The following is a 16,218-nucleotide window of genomic DNA, read 5'->3' as shown; positions in this document are numbered from 1 at the left end:
TTTTGCTGTTCTTTTTTTAAACGGGTCTTTTTTTCTATTTCTTGATTGTTTATTCTTAGACGTGTAAAGCATTCAATAACATTATTTCCTTTAAGAAAAGAAAAAGATTCACAAACTAGTGACGCTTGTCGCTAACAAATTACGGGCCTGTAATTTTTTTAAAATGTTTTTTGATAACGCTTACACATTTCGATGCATGAAAGGAAGAAGAAAATGTTCTTAACGATTTTATCCTATGCTATGATTATTGTCTTCATGTTCGTCATCATGAAGAAAAAAATGTCACCCTTTACATCCTTAGTAATTATCCCATTACTATTTACCCTTGTTGCGATGGTTGCTGGTGTTTCAGAAAAAGGCAATATCGGTGATTTTGTCCTTGAGGGAATCTCCACCACAGCCAACACAGGGATCATGTTGCTGTTTGCGATTTTGTACTTTTCCATTATGTTGGATGCAGGTTTGTTTGATCCAATCACGAAAAAAATGATTTATTTTGCTAAAGGCGATCCGATGAAAGTCTTGATGGCAACGGCAGTCGTTGCCGCTGCAGTCTCTTTGAACGGTGATGGAACGACCACGACCTTGATCTGTTGTTCTGCGTTTATTCCCATCTACAAGAAGCTGAATATGAAAATGATGAACCTTGGTGTCTTGATCATTTTGCAAAACACCATCATGAACTTATTGCCATGGGGCGGACCGACTGCTCGGGCAATGGCGGTGCTGGAAGTCGATGCGGATATTCTTTCTTATCTGCTGCCAGGAATGATCTTGTCTCTACTCTACGTGGTTTTCTTTGTAGCTCGCAGAATGGGGATCCAAGAACGGAAACGTTTAGGGGTTACCGAGCTGACGAATGATGAGATTTTAGAAATGACAACTGTGACTGATCCTGATACATTAGCGATCCGCCGTCCGAAAAACTTTGTCTTCAACGGTATCTTAACGATCGTCTTGATTGGCTGGTTAGTAGCAAGCTCCTTTATTTCTAGTATCGCTTTACCGCCAATCTTGTTATTCCTAGTAGGTACGTGTATCGCATTGATGGTCAACTACCCAATCTTGAAAGACCAGTCGTCACGGATCGGTGCCAACGGTGGTGACGCCGTGCAAGTCGTAATTTTAGTTTTTGCAGCAGGCGTCTTCATGGGCTTGTTCCAAGGCTCAGGGATGGCAACGGCTTTGGCGAATAGCTTCACGCAAATCATCCCTAAACAATTGGCTGGTTTCTGGGGATTAGTCATTGCCCTGATTTCTGCACCTGGGACCTTCTTTATTTCCAATGACGGATTTTACTTTGGGGTCCTGCCAGTCTTAGCAGAAGCAGGTCGTTCGTATGGTTTCACCAATATGCAGATGGCCTTAGCCTCTTTAATGGGCCAAGCGTTCCACTTGTTAAGTCCATTGGTTGCCTTCATCTACTTGCTGTTGCGCTTGACGGGCTTAGATATGGGACAATGGCAAAAAGAAGCTGCGAAATACGCACTGGGGATTTTCGTGATCTTCGTCGTTACGATCGTGCTATTAGGTCACATGCCGTTTTATATTCCACAGTAATTTCATACAGAAACTATCGAGCAGGCTGCCATTTTGCTCGGTAGTTTTCCTTGTTTATCGATAAACTTATTTTTTCCCAAAAATCTCATTTGTTTTTAGTATGATAGGAGTAAATCATGAATCCAATTATTGATGCAGTAAATAAAAATCTGGATCTGACCAAAAATAAACCATTAAAAGATTTGATCTATGAAGCATTCAAAAAAACCATCATTTTAGGAGATATTCCCGCAGGCTCTCGCATCAATGAGAAAGAATTTTCCGATACGCTAAATATCAGCCGAACCCCGATTCGTTACGCCATGACTCAGCTCGTGGCTGAAAAACTGGTGGAGCATGTGCCAAAAATCGGCATCGTCGTAAAAGGGATCAGTATCAAAGATGCTTATGAGATTTACGATATCCGCAAATCATTGGATACGTTAGCGACCATCAAAGCGATGGACTTGATGACTGAGGAAGATTTCCAGGAAATGCGCTGCTTGTTAGAACATGGCGAACAGCTGAATCGTGAGGATGATGTGGATGGGGTCTTGAAAAACTTTTCGGACTTCAATGCGTTTATTTACGAAAAAAGTCAAATGCTGCGGTTAAAAAGTATCGTGCTAGATCTGCAAGCGTACCTCGTGTATTTTCGTGACATTGCGATTCGCTCTTCTAGAAGAAGGGATGCGGCATTGGCGGAACATTGGCTGATTTATCGCGGCATGAGAACCAATGACACGGAACAGATCACGTTGTTGACCCATGAACATTTGGATCACTCCCTGCAATTTATTCTTGCTGAAATGGAGCGAAGAAAAATTGACTGATTCCCGTCTTTTTACCGCCAGCAACTATGCAGTCAATGCGCTGCATTATGAGGTAGCGTTAGCACCCAAGCCTGGTTTAGTAGATCCTTGCTCCTCTGGTGCGCATCAGGACATGAATGTGTTTACCTTTATCAACAGTATCACTTGTTTGGCGCCTTTTTTTCAGCGCTATAGCCAAGCGGGCTTTGCCCATACAGGCTCGCTGATCCAGCTATTTGACCAGTTACGAGGGATCGGTCAAGAAGCAGAAGAAGCGATGCTTCGGGCAACCAAAGGCATCAATACCCACAAAGGGGCAAATTTTTCCTTTGCAGTTTTGTTGGGGGCGACAGGAGTCTATTATCAACAAAATGGCAAGGCGGAGCTGACGGCTGAAGATACCAATCAGATCCTGCAGCTTGCCGCCGACATCTGCCAGCATTTGGTCAAGCAAGACCTGCAGCAAATCACCCACAAAGACCAGTTGTCTTACGGAGAAAAAAATTATTTGACCTATGGCACGATGGGAATTCGTGGAGAAGCCGCAGCTGGGTATCCAACGGTTAAAAAACTGCTGGAGTACTTACGGCAGCAACCACAAAAAACCTCCGTTTCCTTGTTACGCGGGTTGGTCTATCTAATGAGTGAAACCGAAGACAGCAACCTCGTCCACCGAGGCGGCTACGAGGCGATGAAGACGGTACAGCAGGAGATGCAAAAAATTCACCAAGCCAATCTGTCAGAGACAGACTTGCTTCGTGAATTAACGACCTATGATCAAGTATTGATTGCACGCCATTTGAGTCCCGGCGGCTCGGCGGATCTTTTAGCCTTGGCCCTTTATTTCTTGCAGCTAGAAGGCGTCTCCTTCTGGTAAAAAGGTATAGCCGATCCCCCAAACGGTTTTTAAAAAGCGGGCGTGCTTCGGCTCATCTTCAATTTTGTTTCGCAGATGATTGATAAAAACCATCACGGTATTGGCATCGAATTGGCCATCTTGCCAGACATTGCTGTAAATCTGTTCTTTCGAGAACACTTGATCTGGATTTTCCATGAAAAAGCGCATCAGCATGATTTCTTTTGAAGACAACTTGATGGGCTGATCATTTTTGAAAAACTGATAGCGTTTTTGGTCAAAACGAAACATGCCGCTGCACAGATCGCCTTCCGGTTTGGCGATCCCTTTTTCTCGCAGCACGTTGCGGCGATCAAGAATCGAAACGATTTGTGCTTTTAAGAGTGCCGGTGAAAAAGGCTTCGTAATGTAGTGATCGGCGCCGATCTCATAGCCGTTGATCATGTCTTTTTCGTCACTTTTTCCGCTCAAAAAAACGATCGGCACCGTGGGGTTTTCTTCCCGAATCAGTTGTGCCAAATGATAGCCGTCATTTTCATGCTCTAAACTGATATCCAGTAAAAAAAGATCAAAGCTGACACGAGAGTTGATCGCAATCGTTTTTTCAACGGAATCGGTCTGGTAGATCAGAATACCCGTCGACTGTAAAGATTTCCAAATCAGCCGCCGAATGGCAGGGTCATCATCAACGATTAAAATTTTTTCATCTCGCAAAATATCCGCCTCCTGTATCAATAGTATTATAGTAAATATGAAAGGGGTTTACAATGAAACCGCCATCAAAGTTTTGGCTGTATTTAAGTGTGGTCGCTACCTTATTCATTACACTGATTGGACTTATTTTTACCTTTACAAGTTATAAAAGCGCACAAAGACAAGCTGAAACCGTCGGGTTGCGGCAGTTGGAAACGGTCAATCAAGCGGCGATCAAACTGATCAGCCGCAGTATCGAATCGTACCACATGGCTCTTACCAATTATGCCGATGACCACCTCGAAGGCGCCGCCTTGGCTGATTTGCAGCGCCCCTTAACGTTACCAGTGATCAATTCTGCGAACAATGCCATGGTCGGATTGTTTTTGATCGACCAACAAGGTCAGATCATCGCCCAAAATACCGCAACGGCGGTCAATAAACCAGAAGACCCGCCGGTGCAAGAATTGTTATTCAAAGACCCATCCTTAGACAAAGTATTGGCAGGACGGCAGGTACAAAATGGGCAAGTCTATTTTGATGGCAAGCAGGCCTATCTAAATGTGTATCAGTCCTTAACCCTTGACGACAAAGAAGCGATTCTTGTGATGCCTTTGAATCTACAGCGCATGTACCGTCATGAATTTACCACCGATCGCAATGTCTCCGGCTATACGATGGTCAAAAACGCCGAGATGCGGATCGTTATGCACCCATCGGACGAACAAATTGGTTTTTCCATCGTTGAAAGCCGCAAAAAAGAATTTCCAGAGCTGGATTTCACCGATCTTGAGCGCTTGGAGCAAGAACAAATCGACAATGAAGAGGGCACCTCCGTCTATTATTCTTATTGGTGGAACGAAGAAACACTGCAAAAAGTGCTGAAATTGGCTGCTTATCAATGGATTACCATCGGCGACAGTCGCCTGATCGTCGCTAGCAATGCCGATTTTTTGGAGCAAAGCGGTCTCTTTTTACAAGACAACTTGATTTTGATTGGCCTACTAGGTTTGTTGTTTGTCATTATGATTTTATTGACGGTCCTGATCAAAAACTACATGAAACGCAATCAAGCCTATGTCGAAAACCAAGCATTGAAAGAACGACAACGGCTGTTAAAAGAAAAGCACGAAATCGAAAAAAACATTTTGCAAGAATCAAAACTGGAAACCATTGGCTTGCTAACGACCTCGATCGTCCATGACCTAAACAACTTTTTGACGCCCATGATTGGTCATCTGCAATTGCTGATCGAGGAAAACCAACACGATGAAGTCTTGATGGAGGATTTGCAAGAAGTCTGCAAAGCAGCAGAAAAAGGCAAAGAGTTATCTAGCAATGTGCTGCGTTTTTCGAAACTCGAAAGTGCCGACAAAACTGTGCAGTCAATTGCCGCCACCTTGACAGAGGCCATCGATACTATGCGTGCGCTGTTGCCAAAAGCCTTTTCCCTTACGTATGATATCCAAGAAGTAGGATATGCCGTCTACGAGAAGATCGATCTGCAAGTCATCATTTACAATTTGTTGATGAATGTATACCAAGCAAATGCCGATTGCAGCATTCGCTTGAGCCGCACTTCGACAGAAAGCGCCACCTTTCTGTTTCGTAAGCAAGCTTTCTCTGCGCAACAGGAGTTTGCTTTGATCGAAATCTCCGACAACGGTCCCGGCATACCAGAAGCGATCCAAGAAAAAATCTTTACCCGCTTTTTCACGACCAAGAGTGCCACTGGCGGTACTGGTCTAGGACTCTTCACTGTCTCTTCGATCGTGGAAAAAAACGATTGGTTGATTGATGTTACAAGTACGCCTAAAGGAACCACCTTTTATATTGGTATTCCTCTAACTGATCCCGAAAAAGCCACTGAACCCAACTGATCCGACGGGCTAGTTTCAGTGGTCTTTTTCTTGGGCATGCTGGAAGGCATTGATTTTTTGCAGGACTAGCAAGACGAGTACCAAAACAAAGATCGCTAAAGCAAAAAATAGGGCATCGTTCGCCATACCTTGCGTCAACAATAACTCGCGCAAAATCGCAGTAATGCTGATCAGAATCAAGTAACGGACGGGAATATGGTGTCCGTCCTTCATATACCGCAGCAACATCAAAATGATTTCTAATAAAATGAATAACGTGGCAATTTCTTCAATCAAAAAGGACAGGTGGGGCGCTTCACTTAAGGGAAAGAGCGTCGTGCTGATCATAAAAATCGCTTTTCCCATAAAAATCAAGACGATAACAACTAAGATCGCTAACAAGCTATCAATACAGATACTGATCACTCGCTCGAACATTCGGGTCAATTTTTCCATTCGCCACTCCATTTCTGCTTTTTCTTTTATTATACAAAAGAAGGCGTAGGACAAAGGGAAAAGAACAGAGAAAGAACAATCGCGGCCATATCTTTTTGACCGTAAGCTTAACGATCCTTCTATGGGCGTGTCTTTTGTGATAGCTTTCAATAGCAGAAAGTAGCGAGAAAAATATATTATCTTTTTTCGGAAAAATTAGAAAACAATGAGAATGAATAGTTAAAATATACACAAATTATTACGGGACACTTAGTTTCTTTTTTTGTTACAATGGTTAAATAAAATAGAACGCTGTTAAAATATTGCTTAAACAATGTTTTTGTCGCTATCGAATAGAAAAATAGTCCGATCGCAAGAGGTTTACCATTGTTAATAAAGTAACAAGTTTAGCGGGGTTCGCAAGAAAAATGCTTCTTTTCTCATCATATATGACGGGGATCAGTGAGGAGAAAAGAGCAAGAAAAACGGAGGGAAACAAATGAAAAAAAGTGGATGGTCAAAATGGGTGATTGGGGCAGCCTCATTATTGTTGCTTAGTGCATGTGGCGCCGATGGCGGAACAAAAGCCAGCAGCAGTGCGGCAAGCTCTTCTTCAGAAAGTGAAGTCACTTCAGGTGCTTCCCAACAAGAGTATACCGATCCAGCAGAGTTAAAAGATCAATATGATATCGTCATCGTTGGTGCTGGCGGTGCAGGGATGGCAGCAGCCTTGTCGGCTAAAGATGCTGGAATGAATCCAGTCATTTTAGAAAAAATGCCGATCGCAGGCGGAAATACCTTGAAATCTTCTGGCGGAATGAACGCATCAGAAACCAAATTCCAAGAAGCCCAAGGCATTGAAGATTCCAATGAACTATTTTTTGAAGATACCCTAAAAGGCGGTAAAGGAACCAACGATCAAGAATTGCTGCATTATTTAGTAGACAACTCTGCTTCAGCGATTGATTGGTTGGATTCAATGGGGATCACTTTAGACAATATCAGCTATAGCGGCGGTGCCAGTGTGAAACGGATCCATCGTCCTCACGACGGTTCAGCAGTCGGTACGTACTTGGTGGATGGTTTGTTGAGAAACATTCATGAGCAAGAAATTCCTTTGTTTGTAAATGCTGATGTGACAAAAATCAATGAAACAGGCGGCAAAGTCACTGGCGTCAACGTGAAAATCAATGGTGAAGAAAAAGAAATTGCTGGTGATGCGGTCGTTGTTACTACTGGTGGTTTTGGCTCCAATAAAGAACTGATCGAAAAATATCGTCCAGATCTGAAAGGTTATGTCAGCACGACTTCTGAAGGTAGTACAGGCGATGGTATCAAGATGATCGAAGAATTAGGCGGCGCAACGGTTGATATGGATCAAATTCAAGTCCATCCAACCGTGGTTCAAGATACAGGCATGTTGATCAGTGAAACCGTTCGTGGAGAAGGCGCCATCTTGGTGAACCAACAAGGGGAACGTTTCTACAATGAATTAGAAACCCGCGACAATGTTTCAGCTGCTATCACGGATCTGCCAGAAAGCTATGCCTACTTGATTTTTGACAATGCGTTAGCAGGTAGAGCCAAACAAGTCGATTACTACAAAGAACAAGGTGTAGTGGTAGAAGCTGACACCATTGAAGCGTTAGCTGAAAAAATCGATGTCGATCCAGCAACCTTGAAGAAAACCTTAGATACATGGAACCAAGCAGTGGCCGACAAAGCCGACAAAGATTTCGGTCGTGAAACGGCGATGGACTATGATCTGACGGAAGGGCCATTCTATGCGATTCAAATCGCACCTGGGATCCACCACACAATGGGCGGCGTCAAAATCAATACGAAGACCCAAGTGTTGAAAGAAGATGGCACTCCAATCACTGGCTTGTATGCAGCAGGTGAAGTGACCGGCGGTATCCACGGACAAAATCGAATCGGCGGCAATGCTGTAGCCGACATTATGGTCTTTGGTCGCCAAGCAGGCGCGCAATCCTCTGACTATGTGAAAGAAAACGGGAAATAAGCGGCTGTTTTTTCCTAAAAAAGACAGTATATAAAGAAAGAAACTTGGAACGAATCCTCTTAAGTGATTAGGAGGAGAATCGTTTCAAGTTTTTTTGTATTTCTAACTGAAAGGACGGAAAACTAGTCATTATAATCTTATAATGATTTGATAATTTATAATTCACATATAAACAAAATGTTTTTGTCAGTAGGGTTTGCTTTTCAATGAATCGGAATCAAGGAATAAACGGATAGGATTGGTTTATTCGATGATAAAAAATTTTAGGAGGCAGAGTATGAAAAACGCATTGGTAAAATGGTCGGTCGGGGTGGCAATCTTACTTGGAGGGACCTTGTTCTTCACGGGAAAACAAGTATTTGCTCATGGTTATGTGGAATCACCGGTCAGTCGGGGCTATCAAGGGTCTTTGGATCGCAATACGTTAGGGTGGAGCGCTGCGTTTGAGAAATATGGCAATGTCATTTCAAACCCACAATCATTGGAAACTAAAAAAGGCTTTCCAGAAGCAGGACCAGTAGATGGTCGTATCGCTTCAGCAGATGGTGGACTCGGACAAATCGGGGACTTTGTTCTTGATGAACAAGGAACCAATCGTTGGACCAAACAAGACATCAATCAAGGACCATTGCGGGTCAATTGGCATTATACAGCGCCTCACAAGACCACAAAATGGCATTACTATATCACGAAACCAGGTTGGGATCAAAACGCGCCACTCTCAAGAGATAGCTTGGAATTGATCGCTACTGTGAATCACGATGGTTCGGCTGCCAGCAATAGTCCAAGCCATACTATTACCATTCCAGAAAATCGTCTCGGGTACCATGTCATTTTAGCGGTCTGGGATGTTGCCGATACGCCAAATGCCTTTTATAACGTGATCGACGTTAACGTTTCTGGTTCGACAGTCATTCCCGAAAAACCAGCAGAACCAGCAAATGTCCGCTCAGAACGAGTGACTAGCAGCACGGTGGCTTTAGCATGGAACGGTCAAACCGATGCGAAAGAATACAACGTGTATCGTGATGGTGCCTTAGTGGCAACGACTACTGAGCCAACTTTTACCGACACGCAATTAAAAGCTAACACAACCTATAGCTATCAAGTAGAAGCAGTCGGCTTTACGGCGTTAGTTTCAGAAAAAAGTGCTGCAGTGAAAGTGACTACCTCAGCAGACAATCAAGTCGAAACCCCTTCGACACCAGGCAACCTACACCAAATGAGCGTGACAGACAGCAGCGTGTCCTTAATGTGGCAAGCATCGACTCATACAAATGGGATCGCTGGATATGATGTTTACCGCAATGGCATCAAAATTGCTACAGCCACAGGAACAACCTATGAAGACATGAATCTAGCAGCGGATACAACCTACAATTACCAAATCAAAGCAATCAGTAAAACGGGCGAACAATCTGCTTTTAGCAACCAGCTGAGCGTGAAAACCAATGCCAAAGAAGAAACGGAAACACCTGGAGGCGGGGAGTCAGAATACCGCGTGTGGAAACTAGGTACTTTCTCTGCACCAGAAGTGTATACAAGTGGTGAAATCGTGAGCCATAAAGGCAGCAACTATGTCGTGATCAACACCCACTCAAATTACGGGGACACCACTTGGTCTCCTGATCAAGCCCCAACCTTGTTTCAGAAGCTGTAACCCTTGAATGAATCAGTAAAGCAAGAGCAGTGCCTCCGCACTGCTCTTGTTGGCTCTTTTATGAGGAAATGATTGAACCTTTGTTTGATTCGTGCAACCAATTGGACGAATTCGCTTGATGAATGCAAAAACAGGTACTGCTATGCATCATGCGTAGCAGCACCTGTTTTTTGTTTTAGATCAAGAATAGAAGAAACGGATCAAGATTCCACCTAGAATCAGCACGATCGCACCGCATAAACGGTTAGCCATTTGGGCAAAAGCAATCATTTCCATTCTATCAGAGGCAGACAATACAGCGATATTGCCTGTTCCCCCCATGGAGTTGTTGATCATACCGGCACCAATTGCGGTTTCAACGGGGTACATCCCCAATACCATCCCGAAGAACCAGCTGGCAGCCCCCATAGATACGACACTGGTTAGGCAAAGCACGACAAATTGCCAAGTAAAGGCAGAAGCCAATGTTGACAGATCGATCAATGCCAAACCAATCCCCGCCAAGACCGCATGGGTCAAATTCGTCATCACAACATTGTTGAACATCACCACAGAATCTTCGAGTTTCTTAGGGACAATGTTCAAGGCTTTTAGAATAAAGACAATCACGATCATAAAGGCATACTCGTGAATTTTAGGGAAAAAGTCGCTTAAAATCGCACCAACGACCAACAGTGAGAAGGAAAACAGCATCCCGACCCCGATTTGTTGGGCATCAAGCGTTATTTTTGGTTTTTCTAATTCTTCTTTCGTGGCATTGATCAGTGTACCATGGCCATTGTATTTGGTTTTAGCAAAGGCCTTTGCGATAAATAAAGCACCAATAATGGCAAGAATATTCCCGAAAGTAACTGCTGGCGCTAATTGAGAAAAGATGGCGGCTTGATTACCGTTTGCCAAGCCATCAGCATAAATTTGTGAAAGTGGGGTGATTCCCGCCCCCATCCCGCCAGACATCATTGGTAGAGACACATACATCACCGAATCAGCAAAGCCATTGCCTAGCAGCATACCGACAAGACCGACGGAGAAAAAGCCTACTACCATAGTGATCAAAGCAACGGGAATGAATTTCGTAGAAGCTTTCACCAACAAATTACGGTTCATACCTAAAATCGAGCCGCAAATCAAAGCGGCAATATAGAAATCAAGAAAGCCAAAACCGCCCCCCATGAAGTCACTGACCGCGTTAATGACTTTCGTGGGTACGAGATGGAAGGAGGCTAAAAGAGTGGCACCAAGCAGGGTAAAAACTGATCCGCCGCCAAGATAAGAATTCATGATCGGGAGTTTTTCCCCAATGAAATACAGCAGGTGTCCTAAGGCAACCAGTAAAATGGTGATCCCAACCATATTTAATGGCAATTTGTCTAAGGCAATCGCACTGAATATGACAACCATGAAAAAGAGATACAAGGGAAGACTAATTCCCGAAATCGTCATCGTTTTTAATTTATTCATTTTTCAGACCTTCCTAGTATGTTGGATACCATTTAAGATTTTGGACAGCTTTTGCCATATCGGTTTCTTGCGCTTGGGCTAACCCTTGTTCTTTGGCTTTATTGGCAACTGCTTCAGCCACTTTGATAGAAACGTCCGCAACGTATTCAAATGGTGGAAGAACAGGTGCACCGGGTTGGCTCAAATCAACCAAACCACTTAATGAGTGAGCAGCGGCACCAATCATTTCGTCGGTCAAGAGAGAAGCTTCTGAAGCCAACATACCTAATCCTAGACCAGGATAGATCAAGGCGTTGTTTGCTTGACCGATTTGGTAGTCGACCCCTTTGTATTGGATCGTTCCTGAAGGGACACCGGTTGCCACAAAGGCTTTTCCATCAGACCATTCGATCACTTGCTCAGCTGTTGCTTCTAATTTTTTGGTTGGATTCGAGATAGGGAAAATCACTGGACGAGCAGTGTTTTCACACATCGCTTCCACAACTTCTTTGGTAAAAGCACCGGCATTGGTTGAAGTACCGACCAAAATCGTTGGTTTTGCGACTTTAATGACATTGATCAATTGCGTCATATCGCCAGCATTGGCAAAGTCAGCCCGTTTTTTGGCAAATGGTTTTTGTGCAGGAGTCAAATCGGACATATCATCGAACAAAAGCCCTTGTTTGTCAACCATAAAGAAATGATTGTAGGCTTCTTCTTCTGAAAGACCTTCGCTGACCATTTCGGCATGGACACGGCTGGCAATCCCGGCACCAGCGGAACCACCGCCATAACATAAGTAGACTTGATCCGTTAATTTTTCACCTGTAATATCCAGTGCACCGAAGATACCGCCCAGCACAACGATTCCCGTTCCTTGGATGTCATCGTTAAAAGTTGGAATTGTTTGTTTGTATTTGTCCAAAATCGTTGCAGCATTTGAACGGCCAAAGTCTTCCCAATGCAAGTAAAGTTTAGGGAACAATGATTCTGCCGTTTGAACAAATTGATCGATGAATTGGTAGTAGGCATCACCGTAGACACGTTCTTGCCGATTGCCTAGATACAAATGATCCTCTAACAATTCTTTACGGTTGGTCCCAGCATCGATCACGATTGGTAAAACAGAAGCAGGGTCGATCCCAGCAGCTGCTGTATAAATCATCAATTTACCGACAGAAATATCGACACCTTGGACACCCCAGTCACCAATCCCAAGAATCCCTTCAGCGTCAGTGGCTACGATCAAGCGAATGTCCCGATCGCCAGCGGCATTTTTCAACGTTTCTTCGATGTTTTCTGGATGATTGATATCTAAGTATGCTGCATATTGAGGATCAACGAATAGGCGGCTGTAATTTTCAATGGTATCAGCAATCGTTGGATCGTAGACGATCGGATTGAATTCAACGATATGTTGGTTGAACAAATAGTAGAACAATGTCCGATTGGTATTAAAAATCTCCATTAAAAAGTGACGTTTTTCAATGTCGGATTCTTTGGTGACATATTGTAAATAGGCTTGTTCTGCTTGTTCTTCGATCGTTTGTACGTGTGGGGGCAATAAACCGATCAGCCCTAGTTCTTTTCGTTCTTCTTGTGTAAACGCGGTTCCTTTGTTTAAAAATGGGTTATTTAAAATGTCATGTGCTTTCATTATGTTCCTCCAATGGATATATTTTGAGTACTCGTTCATTTCCATTAGCTACTTTAATCCTTGCATGGAATTATAGTCAACTATCGGTGGTATAATAAAAATTATTTATAACAAAACCGATGCGAGCTTGAATCGGCTAAGGGAGAAATCAGACGATGAATATACGAGATTTAGAATACTTTAACGCTTTGGCAGAGATGCTTTCTTTTACGCAAGTGGCGCATAAATTTGCTGTCAGTCAACCAACCGTCAGCTATGCTATCAAACGCTTGGAAGAGCATTATGGCTGTGATTTGATCGCTAGAGAAGCCTCTCATCGCTCCATCTCATTGACGACAGAGGGGGAAATTTTGAAGGCTCATGCACAGTATATCTTAGATGAATTTTTGACCTTGGACCGAGCCATCGACCATGCCAAAAACAACCGGACCCACATCGGTTTGCCGCCAATCATTCGTTCCAAAGTTTTTTCAAAACTCTTAGATGAAAAAGAGATCATCCGCTTTATTTCGAATTTCCACTTAGTATCTGGGGGATCCAATGAATTACTTTCGAAACTATTGTCAGGAAAAATCGATTTTAGCTTGCTGGGCAGTGTCAATCCCCTCGTCCACCCGAATCTGCAGGTGAAGTTGCTGCACCAACAAGAGTTTTTTATCTTTGTGTCAAAAGAAAACCCATTGGCAGAAAAAAAGGAAATCTCATTCGAAGAAGCTGCCAAATATCCCTTTATCCTATTGGAAAAAGGCTATACCCACATGCGCGCCTTTCAGAATTTAAGTGAGAAATCAAAGAAGAAGCCCGAAGTCCCCTTTTATTTTTCAGACGTTCAGACGATTGGCCAGCTGGTCAGTTCCAATATCGGCATTACCTTGATGACCGAATTTCCCGTATTTCAAGAAATGGAAGGCTTAGTGAAAATACCACTAGTCCCTGAAGATAAGGAAATCTTTTATATTCAATATGCCTATTTAAAGAGTGCGATGTTGAATCAAGAGGTCCAGAAGTTGATCAGGATCTTGGATGAGCTGTCTTGGGAGGATGAAGGGTGAGGAATGGGGGGGCTTGAGGTAAGGTCAGAGAAAAATGGTGTCGGTATGTGTGCTTGAGCTGCTGAAATAAAAGGGATCTTTCAACGTGGAAAAAACAAATGGATGGTTCCTTTAAACGATGAAACGAGAAAAAAATCCCTTTACTTAGACCGTTCTTACCGCATGGAAAAACGCTGAAAACCTTGATAAATCTCGGTTTTTAGCGTGGATTTTTGGTATAATAGTAGGACAGTAAAGTTTGTGACGGTGGCTATCTTTTGAAAGGTGGTGGTGCTTATGAAAGTAAGTGTTCACTCTTTAGAAAGGAGAAGCCTTTTGTCTGTAGCTGAAGCATTAGGGCTAATGATTAGTTTCGGTTCTTTAATCGCAACGATTATCTTTGGCATCCTAACTGCAGCAAAAAACGACAAAAAAAAGTAACCAGTCACTAAACTTTGGCGAGTTGACTGATTACTAAAATAATATAAAACTTGCCACCATCTTAAACGGTGCTTTAGGGGAGTTGTTCGCGCAACTCCTTTTTACACAATAATTATAGCAAGATTTCGGTGAGATATCAATCATTGACGCTACAGACGTGCTATTGCACGTCTATTTTTTTGTCCTCCTAAGTGGTGGAGCCGACTGGAACGTGGAGGGTAAAAAAGATCGCTTTTCCTTCTTAAAAAAGGTCTAAGTACCACCATTGTTCTGCAATTTAACCATTCATTTTCTCGGTATTATTAATCTATCGGGTACTTAAAATATCTTTCATGTGCATGAAGAAACTGAATGAACAATGGAAAATACCAATAACGCCCTACAATCGGCGCTTATACTGGCTGCCTAGCTGGACAAAATGTGATTGCGGTGAGTTAGTAAAACAAGTTTATGTGAAAAAAGGGGATTTTTCTATCCTGATGGGCTTTTTAAGTAACGCTACGACGGTTGAGAATCTGCAATTTACGCAAAGAAAAGAAGAGTTAGGTATTTTTAAGGAGAACGAAGCAAAGGCAATCCTTGATGCCATACATGCACTATAAGATGAAGAGGATGTGATCCGCAAAACTTTTACAGATAGCGGTCATGTAGACTGGGTATCTGGAACGTATTTTGATTTTGAGATTGCAAAATTAACGTTTGAATAATTACTGAAGGAATGGTCAAAACCAATTAGAGGAGGAACAACAATGGATGATTTATTTCTAAATAAGGAACACATTTCTGAGCGCCATTTTTGGAGTTAGTAAAGAGTCTTATATAGGATTGAATAGTTTAATTAAGTCGGATAATCACTTAGTAATTATTCTAATAACCAAGGTCAATTCTTTTGAAATTATCAGTATAATCATACTCGCATATCTGTTTACAAAAAAATAGAAGGAAGTAAAAAAGATTTTACACTTATTCTTTACTTTTTTTCTAACTAAGAGGGGTTACTTTTCTGATGTTCCAAGATTACAAGAAAGAAATGCAAAAATTAATGCGCTATTTTTTTTAACTTACTTTATTATTGTTATTATTAGTTTGATGTTCATAAACTTAGATCGGCCAGAAGTAGTAATGGGCGAAAATGATTTTTACTTTTTCACAAAAGTTTTTTTCAATAATTTCATTTTTTTTATATTATGTAGCGGATGTGTTCTAAATAAGTATGTTACCTATGTTGTAATAATATCTAATGCTTATCTTCTAGGCATTAATACGCCGCTAATTATTATGTTACAAATGGGTGCAGTATCCGTTCTACTTCATGGAGGGATCGAGTTTTTTGGTTTTTTCTTGGGTGCACTTATTGGTTTGAAAAGTATTGAATATCATGTGGCAAACGTCAAAAATACAAAATTAATTTTATTATTAGGAATTATCGCTATTTTTCTAGGTGCATTGGTAGAAGCATATATCACCACTTTTTTAATGATTTAAATAAGGAGAATTACTATGCAGGAAATTTTGAAAGTAACAGATGTTAATTTTGAGAGGAGCGACTTTAGTCTCAACAACATAAGTTTTAAAATCTACAGTGGGGATATTGTTGGTTTGATAGGTGAAAATGGTGCAGGGAAAACAACTTTATTTAACGTAATATTTAAAAATTTAGAGCCGTCCAATGGAGAAATATCTTTTTTGGGCGATCAGCACACAAAAACAGACAAATCAGAAATGGCCATTATTCTAGACAAAAATCATTTCAACGCATCATTTACAGCTAT

Annotated in this window: 14 protein-coding genes; 10 read left to right on the top strand and 4 right to left on the bottom strand. The window is 42.1% G+C overall.

Features of this window, described 5'->3' with window-relative positions; translation table 11 throughout:
• Window positions 1-213: 213 nt before the first annotated feature.
• The 3 genes from A5867_RS00140 to citG all read left to right on the top strand — a co-directional run bounded on the left by A5867_RS00140 (window position 214) and on the right by citG (window position 3,228).
• On the top strand, window positions 214-1,560 hold the full coding sequence (locus A5867_RS00140) for a citrate:proton symporter (protein WP_010748906.1): 1,347 nt from the start codon (window positions 214-216) through the stop codon (window positions 1,558-1,560).
• A 116-nt stretch (window positions 1,561-1,676) separates the two neighbouring features.
• Window positions 1,677-2,372, top strand: a complete 696-nt coding sequence (locus A5867_RS00135; RefSeq protein ID WP_005230494.1) for a GntR family transcriptional regulator — start codon at window positions 1,677-1,679, stop codon at window positions 2,370-2,372.
• A complete protein-coding gene (gene citG, locus A5867_RS00130) occupies window positions 2,365-3,228 on the top strand; it encodes a triphosphoribosyl-dephospho-CoA synthase CitG (RefSeq protein ID WP_249269995.1) in 864 nt (287 codons plus the stop codon). Before A5867_RS00135 ends, citG begins: the two co-directional genes overlap by 8 nt.
• Here the strand turns inward: citG and A5867_RS00125 are convergent.
• A complete protein-coding gene (locus A5867_RS00125; protein WP_005230498.1) occupies window positions 3,205-3,921 on the bottom strand; it encodes a response regulator transcription factor in 717 nt (238 codons plus the stop codon). The two genes, citG and A5867_RS00125, sit on opposite strands and share 24 nt — an antisense overlap.
• 53 nt (window positions 3,922-3,974) lie before the next feature.
• Between A5867_RS00125 and A5867_RS00120 the strand changes: the two genes are divergently transcribed.
• The gene (locus A5867_RS00120; protein ID WP_087626639.1) at window positions 3,975-5,780 is read left to right on the top strand and encodes an ATP-binding protein; all 1,806 of its coding nucleotides are present in this window, start codon (window positions 3,975-3,977) and stop codon (window positions 5,778-5,780) included.
• Window positions 5,781-5,795: 15 nt separating this feature from the next.
• Here the strand turns inward: A5867_RS00120 and A5867_RS00115 are convergent, their stop codons facing one another.
• The gene (locus tag A5867_RS00115) at window positions 5,796-6,215 is read right to left on the bottom strand and encodes a phosphate-starvation-inducible PsiE family protein (protein WP_249269994.1); all 420 of its coding nucleotides are present in this window, start codon (window positions 6,213-6,215) and stop codon (window positions 5,796-5,798) included.
• 478 nt (window positions 6,216-6,693) lie between these two features.
• Here A5867_RS00115 and A5867_RS00110 point away from each other — a divergent pair, with 478 nt between their 5' ends.
• Window positions 6,694-8,217, top strand: a complete 1,524-nt coding sequence (locus A5867_RS00110) for a flavocytochrome c (protein ID WP_087626637.1) — start codon at window positions 6,694-6,696, stop codon at window positions 8,215-8,217.
• A 277-nt stretch (window positions 8,218-8,494) separates the two neighbouring features.
• Window positions 8,495-9,877, top strand: coding sequence for a lytic polysaccharide monooxygenase (locus A5867_RS00105; protein WP_170927483.1), 1,383 nt, complete (start codon window positions 8,495-8,497; stop codon window positions 9,875-9,877).
• A 180-nt stretch (window positions 9,878-10,057) separates the two neighbouring features.
• Here A5867_RS00105 and A5867_RS00095 read toward each other — a convergent pair whose 3' ends face one another.
• Together A5867_RS00095 and A5867_RS00090 are read right to left on the bottom strand one after the other, a co-directional pair.
• Window positions 10,058-11,338 carry a 2-hydroxycarboxylate transporter family protein gene (locus A5867_RS00095; RefSeq protein WP_087626635.1) on the bottom strand — a complete coding sequence of 427 codons (1,281 nt, stop codon included), beginning with the start codon at window positions 11,336-11,338 and terminating at the stop codon, window positions 10,058-10,060.
• Window positions 11,339-11,351: 13 nt separating this feature from the next.
• Window positions 11,352-13,013, bottom strand: a complete 1,662-nt coding sequence (locus A5867_RS00090; RefSeq protein ID WP_276525021.1) for a malolactic enzyme — start codon at window positions 13,011-13,013, stop codon at window positions 11,352-11,354.
• Between the two features lie 116 nt (window positions 13,014-13,129).
• Here A5867_RS00090 and A5867_RS00085 point away from each other — a divergent pair, with 116 nt between their 5' ends.
• From A5867_RS00085 to A5867_RS00065, 4 genes are all read left to right on the top strand, one after another.
• Window positions 13,130-14,026 (top strand): LysR family transcriptional regulator, encoded by an 897-nt coding sequence (locus tag A5867_RS00085; RefSeq protein WP_087626634.1) that lies wholly within the window; start codon window positions 13,130-13,132, stop codon window positions 14,024-14,026.
• Between the two features lie 276 nt (window positions 14,027-14,302).
• Complete coding sequence (locus A5867_RS00080) at window positions 14,303-14,446, top strand: putative holin-like toxin (RefSeq protein ID WP_015510573.1); 144 nt, start codon at window positions 14,303-14,305, stop codon at window positions 14,444-14,446.
• A gap of 1,122 nt (window positions 14,447-15,568) precedes the next feature.
• Complete coding sequence (locus A5867_RS00070) at window positions 15,569-15,931, top strand: stage II sporulation protein M (protein ID WP_249269993.1); 363 nt, start codon at window positions 15,569-15,571, stop codon at window positions 15,929-15,931.
• A 15-nt stretch (window positions 15,932-15,946) separates the two neighbouring features.
• The coding region (locus tag A5867_RS00065) for an ATP-binding cassette domain-containing protein (RefSeq protein ID WP_140397117.1) at window positions 15,947-16,218 on the top strand (272 nt) is incomplete at its 3' end.

This window comes from Enterococcus sp. 6D12_DIV0197, from assembly GCF_002174385.1.
Lineage (GTDB): Bacteria > Bacillota > Bacilli > Lactobacillales > Enterococcaceae > Enterococcus_D > Enterococcus_D casseliflavus.
The sequence above is the reverse complement of the archived record's forward strand: the minus strand, read 5'-3'. Positions and strand labels throughout refer to the sequence as shown.